The organism is Desulfosporosinus orientis DSM 765 (assembly GCF_000235605.1).
GTDB classification, from domain to species: domain Bacteria; phylum Bacillota; class Desulfitobacteriia; order Desulfitobacteriales; family Desulfitobacteriaceae; genus Desulfosporosinus; species Desulfosporosinus orientis.
In genome coordinates this window covers 109,638-127,833 of sequence record NC_016584.1, presented here as the reverse complement: position 1 = coordinate 127,833, position 18,196 = coordinate 109,638, and the positions used below count along the sequence as shown (strand labels likewise).

12 protein-coding genes, 8 tRNA genes, 3 rRNA genes and 2 other annotated features are annotated in these 18,196 nt (G+C 45.5%); of the genes, 1 reads left to right on the top strand and 22 read right to left on the bottom strand.

Annotation, left to right across the window (positions count from 1 at the left end):
- Window positions 1-3 precede the first annotated feature (3 nt).
- The 18 genes from pheS to DESOR_RS00635 all read right to left on the bottom strand — a co-directional run bounded on the left by pheS (window position 4) and on the right by DESOR_RS00635 (window position 12,099).
- Window positions 4-1,026: a phenylalanine--tRNA ligase subunit alpha gene (gene pheS, locus DESOR_RS00720; RefSeq protein WP_042330647.1), complete on the bottom strand. Its 1,023-nt coding sequence runs from the start codon at window positions 1,024-1,026 to the stop codon at window positions 4-6.
- Window positions 1,027-1,398: 372 nt separating this feature from the next.
- Window positions 1,399-2,193 carry a TrmH family RNA methyltransferase gene (locus DESOR_RS00715; protein WP_014182702.1) on the bottom strand — a complete coding sequence of 265 codons (795 nt, stop codon included), beginning with the start codon at window positions 2,191-2,193 and terminating at the stop codon, window positions 1,399-1,401.
- Window positions 2,194-2,262: 69 nt separating this feature from the next.
- A complete protein-coding gene (rplT, locus tag DESOR_RS00710; RefSeq protein ID WP_014182701.1) occupies window positions 2,263-2,628 on the bottom strand; it encodes a 50S ribosomal protein L20 in 366 nt (121 codons plus the stop codon).
- A gap of 28 nt (window positions 2,629-2,656) precedes the next feature.
- Complete coding sequence (rpmI, locus tag DESOR_RS00705) at window positions 2,657-2,854, bottom strand: 50S ribosomal protein L35 (RefSeq protein WP_014182700.1); 198 nt, start codon at window positions 2,852-2,854, stop codon at window positions 2,657-2,659.
- Between the two features lie 21 nt (window positions 2,855-2,875).
- Window positions 2,876-3,391 carry a translation initiation factor IF-3 gene (gene infC, locus DESOR_RS00700; RefSeq protein WP_148265211.1) on the bottom strand — a complete coding sequence of 172 codons (516 nt, stop codon included), beginning with the start codon at window positions 3,389-3,391 and terminating at the stop codon, window positions 2,876-2,878.
- A gap of 29 nt (window positions 3,392-3,420) precedes the next feature.
- Window positions 3,421-3,553, bottom strand: a sequence feature (ribosomal protein L20 leader region).
- Window positions 3,554-3,619: 66 nt separating this feature from the next.
- Complete coding sequence (gene thrS, locus DESOR_RS00695) at window positions 3,620-5,554, bottom strand: threonine--tRNA ligase (RefSeq protein ID WP_014182698.1); 1,935 nt, start codon at window positions 5,552-5,554, stop codon at window positions 3,620-3,622.
- Between the two features lie 75 nt (window positions 5,555-5,629).
- Window positions 5,630-5,851 (bottom strand) — a binding site (T-box leader).
- A gap of 73 nt (window positions 5,852-5,924) precedes the next feature.
- Entirely contained in the window at window positions 5,925-6,797 is an 873-nt protein-coding gene (ytxC, locus tag DESOR_RS00690; protein WP_014182697.1) for a putative sporulation protein YtxC, read from the bottom strand.
- 204 nt (window positions 6,798-7,001) lie between these two features.
- Window positions 7,002-7,856, bottom strand: a complete 855-nt coding sequence (gene speE, locus DESOR_RS00685; RefSeq protein ID WP_014182696.1) for a polyamine aminopropyltransferase — start codon at window positions 7,854-7,856, stop codon at window positions 7,002-7,004.
- A 3-nt stretch (window positions 7,857-7,859) separates the two neighbouring features.
- Window positions 7,860-9,311, bottom strand: a complete 1,452-nt coding sequence (locus DESOR_RS00680; protein ID WP_014182695.1) for an aminotransferase class I/II-fold pyridoxal phosphate-dependent enzyme — start codon at window positions 9,309-9,311, stop codon at window positions 7,860-7,862.
- Window positions 9,312-9,520: 209 nt separating this feature from the next.
- Window positions 9,521-9,597, bottom strand: a tRNA-Val gene (locus DESOR_RS00675).
- Between the two features lie 3 nt (window positions 9,598-9,600).
- Window positions 9,601-9,688 (bottom strand) — tRNA-Leu (locus DESOR_RS00670).
- A gap of 9 nt (window positions 9,689-9,697) precedes the next feature.
- Window positions 9,698-9,772: transfer RNA gene (locus tag DESOR_RS00665), tRNA-Cys, on the bottom strand.
- Window positions 9,773-9,779: 7 nt separating this feature from the next.
- Window positions 9,780-9,854 (bottom strand) — tRNA-Gly (locus DESOR_RS00660).
- Window position 9,855: 1 nt separating this feature from the next.
- Window positions 9,856-9,931: transfer RNA gene (locus tag DESOR_RS00655), tRNA-Phe, on the bottom strand.
- Window positions 9,932-9,939: 8 nt separating this feature from the next.
- Window positions 9,940-10,015 (bottom strand) — tRNA-Asp (locus tag DESOR_RS00650).
- Window positions 10,016-10,022: 7 nt separating this feature from the next.
- A tRNA-Val gene (locus DESOR_RS00645) sits at window positions 10,023-10,098 on the bottom strand.
- 144 nt (window positions 10,099-10,242) lie between these two features.
- Window positions 10,243-11,520, bottom strand: coding sequence for a glycosyltransferase family 2 protein (locus tag DESOR_RS00640; RefSeq protein ID WP_042330645.1), 1,278 nt, complete (start codon window positions 11,518-11,520; stop codon window positions 10,243-10,245).
- 261 nt (window positions 11,521-11,781) lie between these two features.
- Window positions 11,782-12,099 (bottom strand): hypothetical protein, encoded by a 318-nt coding sequence (locus DESOR_RS00635; protein WP_014182693.1) that lies wholly within the window; start codon window positions 12,097-12,099, stop codon window positions 11,782-11,784.
- 548 nt (window positions 12,100-12,647) lie between these two features.
- Here DESOR_RS00635 and DESOR_RS29170 point away from each other — a divergent pair.
- On the top strand, window positions 12,648-12,839 hold the full coding sequence (locus DESOR_RS29170) for a hypothetical protein (RefSeq protein ID WP_158308988.1): 192 nt from the start codon (window positions 12,648-12,650) through the stop codon (window positions 12,837-12,839).
- 245 nt (window positions 12,840-13,084) lie between these two features.
- Here the strand turns inward: DESOR_RS29170 and rrf are convergent.
- The 4 genes from rrf to DESOR_RS00600 form a co-directional block, all read right to left on the bottom strand.
- Window positions 13,085-13,200, bottom strand: a 5S ribosomal RNA gene (gene rrf / locus DESOR_RS00615).
- Window positions 13,201-13,316: 116 nt separating this feature from the next.
- Window positions 13,317-16,229: ribosomal RNA gene (locus DESOR_RS00610) — 23S ribosomal RNA — on the bottom strand.
- A gap of 130 nt (window positions 16,230-16,359) precedes the next feature.
- Window positions 16,360-16,435, bottom strand: a tRNA-Ala gene (locus tag DESOR_RS00605).
- Window positions 16,436-16,629: 194 nt separating this feature from the next.
- A 16S ribosomal RNA gene (locus DESOR_RS00600) occupies window positions 16,630-18,195 on the bottom strand.
- The 16S, 23S and 5S rRNA genes sit together here with 1 tRNA gene alongside, the layout of an rRNA operon.
- Window position 18,196 lies beyond the last annotated feature (1 nt).

The following is an 18,196-nucleotide window of genomic DNA, read 5'->3' as shown; positions in this document are numbered from 1 at the left end:
CCCCTAAAACTGCTGCAAAAAGCGTAAATCATTGTCAAATAAAAGACGCATATCTTCAATTCCAAACTTGAGCATGGCGATACGCTCTATGCCTATTCCAAAAGCAAATCCTGTGACTTCCTTAGGGTTGTATCCGCCCATTTCCAATACTTTAGGATGAACCATCCCTGATCCCAAGATTTCAATCCATCCCGTCCCTTTACAAAGACGGCAGCCTGCCCCCCCACATAGCATACAAGAAACATCCACCTCTGCACTGGGTTCCGTAAAGGGGAAAAAGCTGGGTCTCAAACGAATTTCTCTTGATTCGCCAAACATTTGACGGGAGAAATTCAACAAAATTCCTTTGAGATCGGACATGCGGATTCCATGATCTACTACTAGTCCTTCAACCTGATGAAACATTGGTGAATGGGTGGCATCATCATCGTTACGGTAAACTTTCCCCGGAGCAATAATTTTCACCGGCAGGTTAGGGTGAAGTTTCTCCATGGTTCGAATCTGAACAGGCGACGTTTGCGTCCGCAGCAGGATCTCCTCCGTGATATAAAAAGAGTCTTGCATTTCCCGGGCCGGATGCTCTTTAGGGAGGTTAAGTGCCTCAAAATTATAATAATCCGACTCAATCTCGGGACCTTCAGCGATTTGAAATCCCATGCCTAAAAAAATGTCTTCGATTTCTTCGATTACTTGGGTTAAGGGATGAAAATGCCCTCGGGGAACACGAGTACCAGGCAGAGTGATATCAATTCGTTCTGTGGCAAGCCTTTTTTTCAGAGCCAGTTCTTCCAACTCAGTACTGCGTTCTTCCCAAGCCTCTTCTAAACGAGTACGAACTTCATTGACGATTTGTCCCATGATCGGCCGCTCTTCAGGGCTTAGGCTTCCCATCTGACGCAGTAAAGCCGTTAAAGACCCTTTCTTCCCCAGAAATTTCACTTTGAGCTCTTGAAGTGCTTCAGGCTTATCCAACTCTCTGAGTTCTCTTAAAGCCTCTTCTTTAATCTGCAATATTTTGCTTTTCAAGTAAATCACCCTTTCCACATCTATCCTAAATACTCGACCATTCACAGCGGCATGGGTCTAATTAGTATTAAAAAAAACGCCTGTCCCCCAAAAGGGACGAGCGTCATTCTCGCGGTACCACCCTAGTTTAGCTGTTTAGAGCTACACTTCAGTTCCGGTTAACGGCGGAAACCGGGTCTACCTACAAATCAATAGACCACTCCCAGGCGAACTTTAACCCCTTTAACCTAAAGAGGAGGGTATCTTCTTAGCTGCCTTACAATCATGGGCCACGCCTTCCTGGAAAGAAAATACTCCTTTTAACCTGATCATCGCTTTAGAAAAATCATCCTTGATTGTTCTCAAGAAATTATAGCATATCTGTTCAATATTTTACAAGAAACCTCTTTGTCTTACAATTTCATAAAGCAGGATTCCTGTAGCCATTGCAGCGTTAAGAGACTCTACTTCGTGGGCCATGGGAATAGTTACACGCTGAATATTCGCTTCCCGAAATGACTGTGACGGCCCCTGCCCTTCGTTGCCAACGACAAGAGCCAGCGGCTCATTGGCAAGCTTAGTCTCGTAAATCGATGCTCCCTGAACATCCCCCATCAGAACCCTCAATCCACGTTCTTGGCAAAAGGTCAGGATCTCCTTCGGGGGTTGTCCCGTTAAAACAACTAAGGAAAAAACCGCCCCCATTGTACTTCGCAATACTTTTGGATTATACAAATCCACGGTCCCTGGGGTCAAGAAAACTTGACGAACCCCTGCAGCCAATGCCGTGCGCAGAATTGTACCCAGGTTCCCAGGATCCTGAAGGCCATCCAAAATAAGTACAACGGTTCCCTGCTTGATATGTATATCTGACCATGAAAAAGTCGTTTGCCGTACAACAGCCAAAACGCCTTGGGGTTCTTCAGTAGCACTCATTTTACGAAAAACCCGGGCGTCGACTTCCTCAAAGGGAATATCGCGTTCTTTAAGCATTACACGCAGAGTTTGCCATTCTATGGGGTTACGTTCTAAGCAAACAAAAACCTTTTTTATGGCCGCATTTCTGTGTACTCCCTCTTCAACAAACCGCCAGCCTTCAATCACAAACAATTGAGCTTCCTCACGGGCTTTACGCCTTTGCAAAGAGGCTACATACTTTACCTGCTCGTTTTGTAAAGACTCAATCATTTTGCCACCTCCGCCACAGCTGCTCTTACTTTCTAATAGTATGGAAAAAGAGGATGCATAGCACCCTCCTTAGCTAATCTTTTGGTTTGCACTTTTAGCGACATTAACAATTTCTGCAAATGCAGCTGCATCGCTTATTGCAAGTTCAGCCAACATTTTACGGTTAACAGAAACTCCGGCTTTTTTCAAACCATTCATCATGCGGCTATAGGATAATCCATTCATACGGGCAGCGGCATTGATTCTGGCAATCCAAAGCTTGCGGAAATTACCTTTTTTGTCTTTTCTGTGAGCGTAAGAATAGGCTAAGGATTTTAAGACTTGTTCATTGGCTGGACGGTAAAGTTTGCTCTTTCCTCCACGATATCCTTTTGCTAACTTTAATATCTTTTTGTGGCGTTGATGTTTGGTTACGCCTTTTTTTACACGGGCCATTCCGAAGACCTCCTTTATACCTCAAGTATTATAAATAAGCTACGATACTAGCAATCCGTTTGGCATCGCTTTTGTGCATAACTGTTGATTTACGTAAATTTCTTTTTCTTTTAGGAGATTTTTTCTCCAGAATGTGGCTTGTGAAGGCATGATTACGGACAATTTTGCCCGTTCCGGTTTTCTTAAAGCGCTTTGCTGCGCCGCGGTGTGTTTTCATTTTAGGCATTGCGTTATCCCCCTTTTGCTATTAATCGTGTTTTGCTGAAGCTAAAATCATAATCATATTTCGACCCTCTAGTTTTGGTTCACGCTCTATTGTAGACTCTGCTTTACAAAACTCTGCAAGTCTGACACATAATGTTCTACCTAGCTCAGGGTGGGTCACTTCACGGCCGCGGAACATTATCGTCACCTTTACTTTATCCCCATCTTGGAGAAAGCGCTGGGCGTTGCGGGCTTTAGTCTCGAAGTCATGATCCTCAATGTTGGGACGTAATTTGACTTCTTTGATTTCCATGCTTTTTTGCTTTTTACGAGCCTCTTTGTCTCGCTTAGCTTGCTCATACTTGTACTTGCCATAATCCATCAATTTACATACCGGGGGCTTGGCCGTTGGCGCAATCTCAACAAGATCCAGTGATTTTTCGATTGCAAGGTTCATCGCATCTCTGGTGGGCATGATCCCCAGTTGTTCCCCTTCTTCACCGACGAGACGAACATCCCTGATTCGGATTTCGTCATTGATTCTTAAGTCCTTGCTAATAACAAACCACCTCCATAAAATTTTAATTCAGCCAACAAAAAAGACGGGTCTATCACCACCCGTCTTCTAAACAATCACAAAGCAAACACTAAGCTCAGGACCAGAAGATACCTTACTAACGCCTGTCGTAAGGTGAGAAGCGGATGGCTTCTACTTGACATCAAACATCATACATGAAAAACTCTCTCTTGTCAATTCCTTATCTTCTCAATCCCTCGATAAAGTTTCTTATTCTTCTTTAAGATTGTCTTTCAACATTTTCTTACTCTTAATCTCATCTTGAATAAGGGGAATAAACTCATCCATCGACATTTTTACGCCGGCATTTCCTTGACCATAGCGTCGAACGGCCACTGTGTTCGATTCTGCTTCTTGGTCTCCAACAACCAAAGTAAAGGGGATTTTTTCAGTCTGGGCTTCTCTGATTTTGTAATTAATCTTTTCTTTGCGTTCATCCGTTTCTACTCGTATATCCAGGTCATTGAGACGGGAGGCAAGAGATTTGGCATAATCATGGTGCCGCTCACTAATTGGCAGAATGCGTACCTGTACCGGTGCCAGCCACACTGGGAAAGCCCCTGCGTAATGCTCAGTGAGAAGGGCAATAAAGCGCTCGATACTTCCATAAACAACGCGATGAATCATAACCGGACGGTGCTTTTGACCATCTTCCCCGATATAGGACAGATCAAATTTCTCCGGCATTTGGAAATCCAGTTGGATTGTGCCGCACTGCCAAGTTCTATCTAAGGAATCCTGGACGTGAAAATCAATCTTTGGCCCGTAGAAGGCTCCGTCGCCAGGGTTAATCTTATAATCGATACCCTTCTCTTCTAAAGCTTCTTGAAGTGACTTGGTTGCAAGTTCCCAGTCCTCATCCGATCCCATGGAATCTTCAGGGCGGGTGGACAGCTCAACGTGATATTCAAAACCAAAGACTTTGTAGAAGTAGTCTACAAGTTCAATAACACCCAGAAGTTCTTCCTTGATCTGACTTGGGAGCATGAAAATATGCGCATCATCCTGAGTAAAGTTACGAACTCGCAGCAATCCATGGAGAGCTCCTGACAACTCGTGCCGGTGTACTAAGCCAAGTTCTCCCATCCTTATGGGCAGATCACGGTAGCTTCGCATCTTGGTCTTATACATAATCATGCCGCCGGGGCAGTTCATGGGTTTTACTGCATAATCCTGATCATCAATTTCCGTGAAATACATATTCTCTTTGTAATGATCCCAATGCCCTGATTGCTCCCACATGGAGCGGTTCAAAATAATCGGGGTCTTTATCTCTTGATAGCCGCGCCTGCGGTGTTCCTTCCTCCAAAAATCCTCCAGCTCATTGCGTAAGATCATGCCTTTGGGATGAAAGAATGGGAATCCTGGACCTTCATCGTGTAAGCTAAAGAGATCCAGCTCCAGACCCAGTTTGCGATGATCTCTCCGCTTTGCTTCTTCCAATTTATAAAGATAATCATCCAGGTCAGCCTGTTTGGTAAAGGCTGTTCCATAGATACGCTGAAGCATTTTATTTTTTTCATTGCCCCGCCAGTATGCACCGGCCAGGTTCATGAGTTTAAAAGCCTTAATATTCCCAGTAGAGGGCAGATGGGGTCCTGCACAAAGATCCGTAAAGTTGCCTTGACTGTACATTGAGATGGTAGCATCGTCAGGAAGCCCCTCAATGAGTTCCACCTTATATATCTCACCCAACTCTTTAAAGTGAGCCAATGCTTCCTCTCGAGAAACTTCTTTACGTTTGAACTCATGCTTCTCTTTAATAAGGCGATTCATCTCTTTTTCAATTTTCGCCAAATCATCGGGAGTAAAGACATGTTCAGAATCAAAGTCATAGTAATATCCTTTGGCAATCGCCGGCCCAATTCCAAATTTTGTTCCCGGAAATAAATTCCTTACGGCTTCCGCCATTAGGTGGGCTGTAGAATGCCTTAATACCTCTAATCCCTCATCGCTGTCATTAGTTACAATCTCTACCGCCGCATTTTCATTAAGCTGATAAGAAAGGTCTTTCATCTCATCATTTACTTTTCCGGCAACGGCGGCCTTGGCTAATCCTCTGGAGATAGAGGCTGCTAATTCTGCAATGGTTGTCCCTGGTTCCACCTCGCGAATTGAACCATCTTTTAAAGTAATCTGAATCATCGTATTCACTCCTTACTAAATCAAATTCCTAATACTTTCTGATTGATTAGTATAAAACAAAAAACTCCCGTCCCAAATAGGGACGAGAGCTTACTCCCGTGGTTCCACCCAATTGAAAGGCGATTAATTCCTTTCACTTGATTACCCTTAACGCGGGAAACGGCTGAACTTACTTATTTCGGCCCAACACTCAAGGGTGGTTTTCTCCAGAACAGTCGTGGGAAATGCTTACAGCCGAGGCATTTCCTCTCTAACACGATAGGAAGTTCAAGATACTCTCCCTTTCAACGTTTTTTAATTTAAATGTGATGCAAGTTATTCAAATAGTACTAAAGAATAGATGTATTATAACAAAGAACGCTCATATCTGTCAAAACTTTTCACAAAGGGAACATCCTTGACAGTCTTGCACTCGGTCTCCAAAAACATTGCGAATGGTCTGCAGTGTATCTTTATAGCCGTCATAACGGATATGTAACGTAATCTGGCGAGGAGCAACTGCAATTAATGCACTAACCAGCAGGTCTTCATATCCTAACTCATGAACATTATCCAGTTGGTAATCCTCAAGGAATTCGTGGGTCACTTTTACCCCGTCATTGTTATACAAATGAAACTTACCTTGGGCTGTCATTCCAACATGAAGCCAGTCCAACTTTGGTTTCTGGCTGTCCACAAAATGTTTCAGCAGTTGGATGAATTCTTCATATTCTTTTTCAATAATATACTCATCAACGGCGAAATCCACAGCTTTATGGACTTCATTCTTATAATCCTGAGCTCGGAAACGTAAGAATCCCTCTATATCAAAAACAGCACTGTCATCAAGGCAACTCAGTATCTGGGTAACCAAATTAGTTTTGCGGTTAACTCGATATCCTCTTACTTGACCAAGCCCCCTATTTAAATAATCTAAAGCCTTGTTAAGTAAAAGCTGCCAATTCTCTTGCTTTAAATAGTGCCTCTTTTTTAGGATTTTGACAACATGATCCTTTTCCCAATGATGTAAAATAGTATCAGCCAAAGCATTGGCTAAATAATAACGATGAATTTTTTGGACCATATCCTTATTTTCTGCTGCTTCTAACGTGGAATCATTAAACTGACAGTCAATAATCCAGCGTTTTCCCTGCTGAAACTCTATGATTTGAACAGGAAGCTCTTCTTGGTCGCGCAGTTCCCGTAAACGTGCACAGATACTCTCCCGGTAATATTGCGTTCCTAATTGCACGGAATGTTCCACTGGCACCCCTCCATAGTAATATATATGACTAAATTCAAGCCATATTTCGGTTGGGCCAATCTCTAATCATTATTTATTTTTAGAACATTCTTTAATATTTCCAAAAACGCAGTATTTAATTCTTTCCACTAGATAGGGAAAAGAAAAAAAGCTCCCCATAAGGAAGCTTTCAGCACGTTTATATCAATAGATTATTTAATTTTATTAATCTCCTTCATTGGCCAGAATGTCTATAACATAGTTAGGCAGGGCAAAGGATCCTTTATGAATATCAGTGTTATAGTACTTTGTCTTGATACCAAGGCTATTCCATGCTTGCTCATCAATGTCGGTCAGTGGATCATAGGTTTTTGAAGCAAACCCAAATAACCAGTGTCCGGAAGGATAGCTCGGTATATGCGCCTGGTAAACTCTGCAGACGGGAAAGAGTTCCTTAATACGCTTATGGGCTTTTTGCATAGACTTTGCATACTCCTCATAATAAGGACTTTCATGCTGGTTAACTAAAATCCCGTCTTCTTTCAAGGCTTTATAACAGTTGCCATAGAATTCTTTAGTAAAAAGCCCTTCTCCCGGCCCGAAAGGATCCGTAGAATCGACAATGATTAAATCATAGATGTTTTCTTTAGAGCGGATAAACCTTAACCCATCCTCAAAATAGAGATGAACTCTCGGGTCATCCAGCTTGCAGGTAGTTTGAGGAAAATACTCTCTGCAGACATCCACAACCATTTTGTCGATCTCTACCATATCAATGTTTTCAATACTATCATACCTAGTGAGCTCTCTCACTGTTCCGCCATCCCCGGCACCAATGACCAGAACATTTTTGATCTTCAGGTTCGTGGCCATAGGTACATGAACAATCATGTCGTGATAAATAAATTCATCCTTTTCCGTAACCATTATCAAACCATCAAGAGTGAAAAAATTGCCGAATTCTTTGGAATGAAAGACATCAATTCTCTGAAACTCACTCTTACCGGTATAAAGAGGCTTATCAACTTTAATGGAAAAGCGAACACTGTCTGTTTGTTCTTCCGTATACCATAATTCCATCAGTTATTCCTCCAGTACTCTGATGTTTTCGATAGACATATCTTCAGTACCTGTCAGGGAACTGCCTTTAGCTTTTGCATAGGCTATATAGTCAATAATTTCCCCCGTAATACGTTCTCCCGGAGCCAGAATTGGAATACCTGGGGGATAACACATCACAAATTCTCCGCTTATACGTCCTATGCTGTCTTTAATGGCTACGGAACGTTGGTCGGAATAAAAGGCTTGCTGTGGTGCCAATACAACCTCGGGGTTAATGTATTCATGATCAAGCATTCCCGATTTATCTCTTATATATAGTCTTTTAATTTCAGAGAGGGAAGATACAAGACGTTCCAGGGCTAAGGCACGGTCGCCAACGGAAATAATGGCCAGAATATTGCCGATATCACCCAGCTCGATCTGGATTCCATAGTCATCTCTCAAAATATCATAGACTTCAATACCAGCCAATCCTATATCTCTAGTATGAATAGAGAGCTTCGTTTGATCAAAATCATAGACCGAATCACCATTAATTAGTTCTGTAGAAAACGCGTAATAGCCGCCGATTTTATTAATTTCCTCCCGGGCATAATTAGCTAACGCTGTGGCCTTCTCGAAGATGCTTTTACCGCCAAGAGCCAGATTCCGGCGAGAAATATCCAGCGACGCCAGCAGGAGATAAGAGCCGCTGGTAGTCTGGGTTAGATTGATTGTTTGTCGAACGTGGCCAGTACTTAAGCGTTCCCCTTTTAAGAGAAAGGAACTTTGAGTTAATGACCCCCCTGTTTTATGCATACTGACCGCCGCCATATCCGCCCCTGCAGCCATAGCATTAACAGGCATATTCGGTCCAAAGTAAAAGTGCGATCCATGTGCCTCATCTACAAGCACATACATATCATGGCGATGGGCCAGCTCAGTTATTGATTTCAAATCAGAGCAAATACCATAATAGGTAGGATTATTAATAAAGATAGCTTTAGCATCTGGATTCTCTTCAATAGCCTTCTTTACATCATTAATGGACATACCTAAGGGTATACCTAACTTTTTATTGACACCGGGATTCACATAGACGGGAATTGCTCCGCTAATGATTAAAGCGTTAATAGCACTTCTGTGAACGTTTCGGGGCATGATCACTTTTTCACCGCGTTTGCAGACACTCATGATCATGGCCTGAACTGCCGATGTTGTTCCATTAACCATGAAAAAGGCGTGATGTGCACCGAAAGCATCTGCTGCCAGTTCTTCAGCCTCTTTAATCACTGAGACTGGGTGGACAAGATTATCCAGCGGCTTCATGGAATTAACATCCACTGACAGGCACTTCTCACCCAAAAACTCGGTGAGTTCAGGGTTTCCTTTGCCTTGCTTATGTCCCGGCACATCAAATGGTACCACCCGCATTGATTTGTATTTCAACAGGGCTTCATAAATCGGCGCCTTGCCTTGCTTTTCTAAATGCATAAAACCACCGCCTTCGCTACCATGATCATTAATAAAGCTCTTTTAAATATATCATTTTAACTACAAAACTCCAGACCTGCGCGATGATTAACATACCTCTCAGCGATAGAGTTTTATACAATTAAATACCCATTGATCTACATCAATGGGTATCAAGCAGCCTTTTTTGTTGACAGACAGGTTTATACTAACAATACCAAGATTTCATATGGTGGGTTTGAGAGGACTCGAACCTCCGACCCCCGCGATGTCAACGCGGTACTCTAACCAGCTGAGCTACAAACCCATATGGTGCCGATGACCGGAATCGAACCGGTACGGATGTTTAGTCCGCGGGATTTTAAGTCCCGTGCGTCTGCCAGTTACGCCACATCGGCAGTTAACTTTGGAGGCGGCACTCAGATTTGAACTGAGGAATAGAGGTTTTGCAGACCTCTGCCTTACCACTTGGCTATGCCGCCATAATTATGGAGCGGGTGACGAGATTCGAACTCGCGACTTTCACCTTGGCAAGGTGACACTCTACCACTGAGTTACACCCGCGTGGTGCCTCAGGACGGAATCGAACCGCCGACACGAGGATTTTCAGTCCTCTGCTCTACCGACTGAGCTACCGAGGCTTAGATAATGGCGACCCCGATCGGACTTGAACCGACGATCTCCTGCGTGACAGGCAGGCATGTTAACCACTACACCACGGGGCCAAAAGTATGGTGGGCGATGACGGGCTCGAACCGCCGACATCCTGCTTGTAAGGCAGGCGCTCTACCAACTGAGCTAATCACCCGAGAACTGACGATTATCAGTATACACAAAAATACGCGATGTGTCAAAGCCTTTTTTCATATTTTTACGGGATATAAAAAATTTCTTTTCTAAAAAATAATAATCACAATAAAACGAAGAGGGAGGCTTAAACCTCCCCTCTTTGTCAATTTGACGAAGCCTTTTTTTGTTTAATATTGACCTCTTCTATACTAATAGAACGTGTATGCTTAGTATGGGACCATTGCTTGTCTTTACGATTTATAAAACCTAAAAATACAATAGGAATCCAGCTATATATGAAAACCGGATACAGAACCAGACCTACATAGGCTCGCCAAGGCAAGCGATCAAGGGCCAAGGCAGCTACTGGATAGAGATATTGGAAAGCGGATAGTATCTGCCACCCTGTCCAGGGCATTACTAATGTGAATACATTGTATTGGGGTTGGAAAGCATCGATAATATTTGTCAGCATAAAAAAAGTGGCAATCATTACCAGGGCAGGCTGAAACAAATGAATTGCCCCATCAATGTACATAAGCTTCCGTTCTTTTATACCTTTGAGAATAAGGGGGAAGAAATACCTTCCTGCCACATCAACTTGCCCTTGTGCCCAACGCTTTCGTTGATGCCAAGCCTGCATAAAGGTTAACGGTTTCTCGTCATATACTACTGCATCATGAGCCCATGTCGTTTTAATGCCATGAGATAACGCCTTCATACTAAACTCCAGATCTTCAGTTAACGATGTGGCTCCCCAGCCAAACTCTTTTAGCACATCAGTAGAAATACACATTCCTGTTCCGCCCAAAACATTTGAAAGGCAACCGGTATTAAACCTTGCAAGCTGCAGCATTCGATTCGTGACCCAGAATGCAATTGAAAATGTATTAGTTACCCACGTATCAAACGGATTTTTGGAATCAAGGTAGCACTGAACAATTTGATGCCCTTGACAAAGTTTGCTGTTCATTTCAATTAAGAAATTATCTTTTACTAGGTTATCTGCATCGAAAATAATAATTGCATCATACTGTCGTTCCATCTTAAATAAACGATAGAACATCCATTCTAATGCATATCCTTTACCTCGCTTTTCAGCATTGAACCTTCGATGTACAATTGCTCCGGCCTTTTTGGCAATCAGCGCTGTTTTATCCGTGCAATTGTCGGCAACAACGAAGATGTCGTATAGTTTCTTAGGATAATCCAACTGAAGTAAATTTTCTACCAGAGGGCCAATCACAGCTTCTTCATTATGAGCAGCCACAACTACTGCAAAGGTTTTCTCGGGTGTATGTATTTTAACCTCTTGCTTTCGATAGAGTCCAAACATTGAAAGAATGAAATAGTAAAACGTTAAAAAGATGATGATACTTTGAACCGGAACCATGATGACATTAAATATCTGCGCACCTGTAATTCCAGATAAGAAATCCACACATTCAACCCCTTTCATAAAACCCATCAAATTTTAACATAGGATTAATCCCTATGCAAGACGATAGATACGACAATAATAGACAGATTGTCCACCATAATTTAATTACTTGTATTAAGCTTTTTTCATACTTAGAACTAAAAAGCAAAAAATAATTGATTTCCTACATTTAATATTTTGCCGTTATCTCAATAAGATTATTATCATTTCATCCTATTTATAGGCAGGACTAACCTTATATTGTAAATTAATCGGTATGTATCATCGTCTTTCACTCAGTTTAAATATACAGTACATAATAAGCGAGCCGATAAATACGATGAACAGAAAACTTGCTTTAAGACCAAAACCAATTGAGTACCAGTACATCTCTCCAACTCGGGAGCCTGACACCCACGGTGCAAATGAACGAAAAATAAATGCAAATCCTGCCCCAATTACAATTAATAGCAACACTGCTGAAACCAACAATAGTATACCCAGCACACCTGTTGGAGTATCCAAACGCCATCGGCGAATTACATCTCGTTTCATCCAGCGCAATTCTATGCTTATCATTCTAATCCATCTTTGCCACATCTTTCTCACCTCACAATTATTTTATGAACAAGTGGCCAAAGAACGCACATCCTAATGTTAAAAAGTATAAAAATTCATTAACTTGGGCAAAATCGAGGGCAAGGAGGTGGATTATCATGCCAGTATCGTCACAAGATGGCAAGTTTATTCTCTGTTCCTATTGCAACCAGAGGTTCCGTTTTGGATATGACGCTAATCTACATGAAAAAGAGAAGCACTCCGATGAATTAAAATCAGCAACCCCCTAAATATTGTAATTATGCTATCATCTAAAACAAAAACAAGGCGACGTCCTACTTTCCCAGGGGCTATGCCCCAAGTATCATCGGCCCTGGAGGTCTTAACTTCCGTGTTCGGTATACGAAAAGCGGACGAGCTTTTCGCCACACTGCATCCTCAGACGTACTCTCCTGCAGTGTGGATCGAACGGATGGAACCCCGCCTCCCCAAATTCATGCACTGGCAGTATCATAAAACACAGAGAGACCATCTCATTAAGAGATGGTCTCTCGCCTGTTACCTGGCAACGTCCTGCTTTCCCAGAGGCTATGCCCCAAGTATCATCGGCCCTGGAGGTCTTAACTTCCGTGTTCGGTATACGAAAAGCGAACGAGCTTTTCGCCACCCTGCGTCCCCAGACGCATTCTCCCTGCAGCGTGGATCGAACGGGTGGAACCCCGAACTCCCCAGAGATTCATGCACTTGCAGTATTACAAAACACAAAAAGGCCATCTCATTAAGAGATGGGCTCTCGCCTGTTACCTGGCAACGTCCTGCTTTCCCCGGGGCTATGCCCCAAGTATCATCGGCCCTGGAGGTCTTAACTTCCGTGTTCGGTATACGAAAAGCGGACGAGCTTTTCGCCACACTGCGTCCCCAAACGCACTCTCCTGCAGTGTGGATCGAACGCTCCCCAAATTCATGCACTTGCAGTATTACAAAACATAGAAAGACCATCTCATTAAGAGATGGTCTTTCGCCTGTTACCTGGCAATGTCCTGCTTTCCCAGGGGCTATGCCCCAAGTATCATCGGCCCTGGAGGTCTTAACTACCGTGTTCGGTATGGGAACGGGTGGAACCCCTCCGGCATTATCACCAGATGTCTGAGATCTTCGCTTTCCTTTGGATGGATCGCTGTTCTCTCAAAACTGCATAGATCGTCGCTTTTGCAAGTATCATCTTCGAACCTGAGCCACTTTAACCTTCCAGCAACTCTTAGGTCAAGCCCTCGACCGATTAGTACCAGTCAGCTCCACACGTCACCGCGCTTCCACACCTGGCCTATCTACCTGATCTTCCTTCAGGGGTCTTACCGAGCTTACGCTCGTGGGAAATCTCATCTTGAGGCCGGTTTCGCGCTTAGATGCTTTCAGCGCTTATCCGATCCGAATATAGCTACCCAGCTGTGCCTCTGGCGAAACAACTGGTACACCAGGGATTCGTCCATCCCGGTCCTCTCGTACTAGGGACAGATCCTCTCAAATTTCCTGCGCCTGCGACGGATAGGGACCGAACTGTCTCACGACGTTCTGAACCCAGCTCACGTACCGCTTTAATGGGCGAACAGCCCAACCCTTGGGACCTACTACAGCCCCAGGATGCGATGAGCCGACATCGAGGTGCCAAACCTCCCCGTCGATATGGACTCTTGGGGGAGATAAGCCTGTTATCCCCAGGGTAGCTTTTATCCGTTGAGCGATGGCCCTTCCACTCGGTACCACCGGATCACTAAGCCCGACTTTCGTCCCTGCTCGACTTGTTGGTCTCGCAGTCAAGCTCCCTTTTGCCTTTACACTCTGCGCGCGATTTCCAACCGCGCTGAGGGAACCTTTGGGCGCCTCCGTTACTCTTTAGGAGGCGACCGCCCCAGTCAAACTGCCCACCTGATACTGTCCCTAACCCCGATTCAGGGGCCCAGGTTAGAATTTCAGTACAAAAAGAGTGGTATCCCACCGTCGACTCCACCAAGGCTGGCGCCCTAGCTTCTTAGTCTCCCACCTATCCTGTACATTTTATACCAAAATCCAATGTCAAGCTGCAGTAAAGCTCCATGGGGTCTTTCTGTCCTGTCGCAGGTAACCCGCATCTTCACGGGTATTACAATTTCGCCGAGTCCCTCGTTGAGACAGTGTCCAGATCGTTACACCTTTCGTGCGGGTCAGAACTTACCTGACAAGGAATTTCGCTACCTTAGGACCGTTATAGTTACGGCCGCCGTTTACTGGGGCTTCAATTCAAAGCTTCGGGTTACCCCTAACCTCTCCTCTTAACCTTCCAGCACCGGGCAGGTGTCAGCCCCTATACATCTCCTTTCGGATTAGCAGGGACCTGTGTTTTTGTTAAACAGTCGCCTGGACCTTTTCTCTGCGGCTCTTATTGCTAAGAGCGCCCCTTCTCCCGAAGTTACGGGGCCATTTTGCCGAGTTCCTTAACGAGGGTTTTCTCGCGCGCCTTAGGTTTCTCACCCCATCTACCTGTGTCGGTTTACGGTACGGGCACCTAGTCACTCACTAGAGGCTTTTCTTGACAGCTTGGAGTTGGTTACTTCGCTACTTATGTTCGCTCCCCATCACGTCTCAGATTCTCGCAGGGCGGATTTGCCTGCCCTACATCCTACTCGCTTGGGCCAGCTCGACCAACGGCTGGCTTAACCTATCCTTCTGTGTCACCCCATTGCTCAAACATTTCTAGGTGGTACTGGAATTTCAACCAGTTGTCCATCACCTACGCCTTTCGGCCTCGGCTTAGGTCCCGACTTACCCTGGGCGGACGAGCCTTCCCCAGGAATCCTTAGATTTTCGGCGGGAAGGATTCTCACCTTCCTTTTCGCATACTCATACCGGCATTCTCACTTCTATCCACTCCACCAAACCTTCCAGTTTGACTTCTCTGCTGATAGAACGCTCCCCTACCCCTGCGCATGAAGCGCAAGCCATAGCTTCGGTGATACACTTGAGCCCCGTTACATTTTCGGCGCAGAACCACTCGACCAGTGAGCTATTACGCACTCTTTAAATGGTGGCTGCTTCTGAGCCAACATCCTGGTTGTCTGAGCAATTCCACATCCTTTCCCACTTAGTGTATACTTGGGGACCTTAGCTGATGGTCTGGGCTGTTTCCCTTTTGACTATGAATCTTATCACCCACAGTCTGACTCCCAATCTAAACATAACGGCATTCGGAGTTTGATAAGGTTCGGTAACCTGGTAAGGCCCCTAGCCTATTCAGTGCTCTACCGCCGTCATTCATCAATTGAGGCTAGCCCTAAAGCTATTTCGGGGAGAACCAGCTATCTCCGTGTTCGATTGGCATTTCACCCCTACCCACAGCTCATCCCCTGCCTTTTCAACGACAGTGAGTTCGGGCCTCCAGTGGGTTTTACCCCACCTTCACCCTGGCCATGGGTAGATCACACGGTTTCGGGTCTACAGCATGTAACTCTTCGCCCTTTTCAGACTCGCTTTCGCTTCGGCTCCGACTTCCCGTCTTAACCTCGCTACATACCGTAACTCGCCGGTTCATTCTACAAAAGGCACGCCACTACACCTTACGTGCTGTGACTGCTTGTAAGCGCACGGTTTCAGGTTCTTTTTCACTCCTCTTCCGAGGTGCTTTTCACCTTTCCCTCACGGTACTGGTTCGCTATCGGTCGCTAAGTAGTATTTAGCCTTGGGAGGTGGTCCTCCCTGCTTCCCACGGGGTTTCACGTGTCCCGCGGTACTCAGGATTCCCTCACAGAATGTTTTCCTTTCGTCTACAGGAGTGTTACCTTCTTTGCTCGACCTTTCCAGATCTGTTCGACTAGAAATCCATTCTTAAAAGAGGGTCCTACAACCCCAGCCCCCAAGGGGACTGGTTTGGGCTCTTCCCCGTTCGCTCGCCGCTACTTAGGGAATCGATGATTCTTTCTCTTCCTCCGGGTACTTAGATGTTTCAGTTCCCCGGGTTGTCTTCATTAACCTATGGATTCAGCTAATGATAACCGGACATGACTCCGGTTGGGTCGCCCCATTCGGGTATCCACGGATCAATACCTGCTTACGATTCCCCGTGGCATTTCGCTGTTAACCGCGCCCTTCTTCGACTCTTAGCGCCTAGGCATCCACCGTACGCCCTTAGTAGCTTGACCTATATTTGCTACTTTTAGGTTTATTTGAATTGTCCGCTGTCGCGGACTGTTCATTGTGAATTCTCGACTTTACTCGCATTTGCTTTTCTCTATGCAGTTTTCAAAGAACAAGACCAAAGAACATATAAATTGGTGGAGGTAAGCGGGATCGAACCGCTGACCTCTTGAATGCCATTCAAGCGCTCTCCCAGCTGAGCTATACCCCCACATTGTAAAGAAACCATTCCTGGTCTCTCAAAACTAAACAACAGCTTCAATCCAATGAGTTGCCGATCCCTCGGCTTGAGTCTTACGACTCTTATTGATCTTTCTCCAAACCAAGCTTCTCAGCTTCGTTCTTCGAAAGCACCGACCAATAGGATGTTCGTTTAAAGCCTAGACCTTAAACCGTTCTCCTTAGAAAGGAGGTGATCCAGCCGCACCTTCCGATACGGCTACCTTGTTACGACTTCACCCCAATCATCGGCCCCACCTTCGACGGCTAGCTCCCTTGCGGGTTACCCCACCGGCTTCGGGTGTTGCAGACTTTCGTGGTGTGACGGGCGGTGTGTACAAGGCCCGGGAACGTATTCACCGCAGTATGCTGACCTGCGATTACTAGCGATTCCGACTTCATGCAGGCGAGTTGCAGCCTGCAATCCGAACTGAGACCGGCTTTCTCGGATTGGCTTCACCTCGCGGCTTCGCTTCCGTCTGTACCGGCCATTGTAGCACGTGTGTAGCCCAGGACATAAGGGGCATGATGATTTGACGTCATCCCCACCTTCCTCCGGTTTGTCACCGGCAGTCTATCTAGAGTGCTCAACCTTACTTGTTAGCAACTAAATACAGGGGTTGCGCTCGTTGCGGGACTTAACCCAACATCTCACGACACGAGCTGACGACAACCATGCACCACCTGTCTCACAGCTCCCCGAAGGGCACCTCCATGTTTCCACGGAGTTCTGTGGATGTCAAGCCCTGGTAAGGTTCTTCGCGTTGCGTCGAATTAAACCACATGCTCCACCGCTTGTGCGGGCCCCCGTCAATTCCTTTGAGTTTCAACCTTGCGGCCGTACTCCCCAGGCGGAGTGCTTATTGTGTTAACTGCGGCACAGAAGGGGTCGATACCCTCTACACCTAGCACTCATCGTTTACGGCGTGGACTACCAGGGTATCTAATCCTGTTTGCTCCCCACGCTTTCGCGCCTCAGCGTCAGTTACAGTCCAGAAAGTCGCCTTCGCCACTGGTGTTCCTCCACATATCTACGCATTTCACCGCTACACGTGGAATTCCACTTTCCTCTCCTGTCCTCAAGATACCCAGTTTCCGATGCACTCTCAGGGTTGAGCCCTGATCTTTCACACCGGACTTAAGCATCCGCCTACGCGCCCTTTACGCCCAATAATTCCGGACAACGCTCGCCCCCTACGTATTACCGCGGCTGCTGGCACGTAGTTAGCCGGGGCTTCCTCCTTGGGTACCGTCATGTCTCCTCAATATTTTCAAAAAGACCGTTCTTCCCCAATGACAGTACTTTACAATCCGAAGACCTTCATCATACACGCGGCGTTGCTCCGTCAGACTTTCGTCCATTGCGGAAGATTCCCCACTGCTGCCTCCCGTAGGAGTCTGGGCCGTGTCTCAGTCCCAGTGTGGCCGTTCACCCTCTCAGGCCGGCTACTGATCGTCGCCTTGGTAGGCCTTTACCCCACCAACTAGCTAATCAGACGCGGGTCCATCCATAATCGATAGCATGTTCAGAGGCCATCTTTCCTTAAATCCTGATGCCAGAATCTAAGATTATCCGGTATTAGCCCTCGTTTCCAAGGGTTGTCCCGGCTTTATGGGCAGGTTACCCACGCGTTACTCACCCGTCCGCCACTAAGAATTGTCTAAGCAAGCTTATTCAATTCTCCGTTCGACTTGCATGTGTTAGGCACGCCGCCAGCGTTCGTCCTGAGCCAGGATCAAACTCTCCAAAAAA

Bases quoted from the DNA above. Each gene is read 5' to 3' on its own strand.
- DESOR_RS00635 (WP_014182693.1), bottom strand. From the start codon at position 12,099: ATGTGGCAAAGATGGATTAGAATGATAAGCATAGAATTGCGCTGGATG.
- rpmI (WP_014182700.1), bottom strand. From the start codon at position 2,854: ATGCCTAAAATGAAAACACACCGCGGCGCAGCAAAGCGCTTTAAGAAA.
- thrS (WP_014182698.1), bottom strand. From the start codon at position 5,554: ATGATTCAGATTACTTTAAAAGATGGTTCAATTCGCGAGGTGGAACCA.
- DESOR_RS00715 (WP_014182702.1), bottom strand. From the start codon at position 2,193: ATGATTGAGTCTTTACAAAACGAGCAGGTAAAGTATGTAGCCTCTTTG.
- rplT (WP_014182701.1), bottom strand. From the start codon at position 2,628: ATGGCCCGTGTAAAAAAAGGCGTAACCAAACATCAACGCCACAAAAAG.
- DESOR_RS00680 (WP_014182695.1), bottom strand. From the start codon at position 9,311: ATGCATTTAGAAAAGCAAGGCAAGGCGCCGATTTATGAAGCCCTGTTG.
- DESOR_RS29170 (WP_158308988.1), top strand. From the start codon at position 12,648: ATGCCCCAAGTATCATCGGCCCTGGAGGTCTTAACTTCCGTGTTCGGT.
- speE (WP_014182696.1), bottom strand. From the start codon at position 7,856: ATGGAATTATGGTATACGGAAGAACAAACAGACAGTGTTCGCTTTTCC.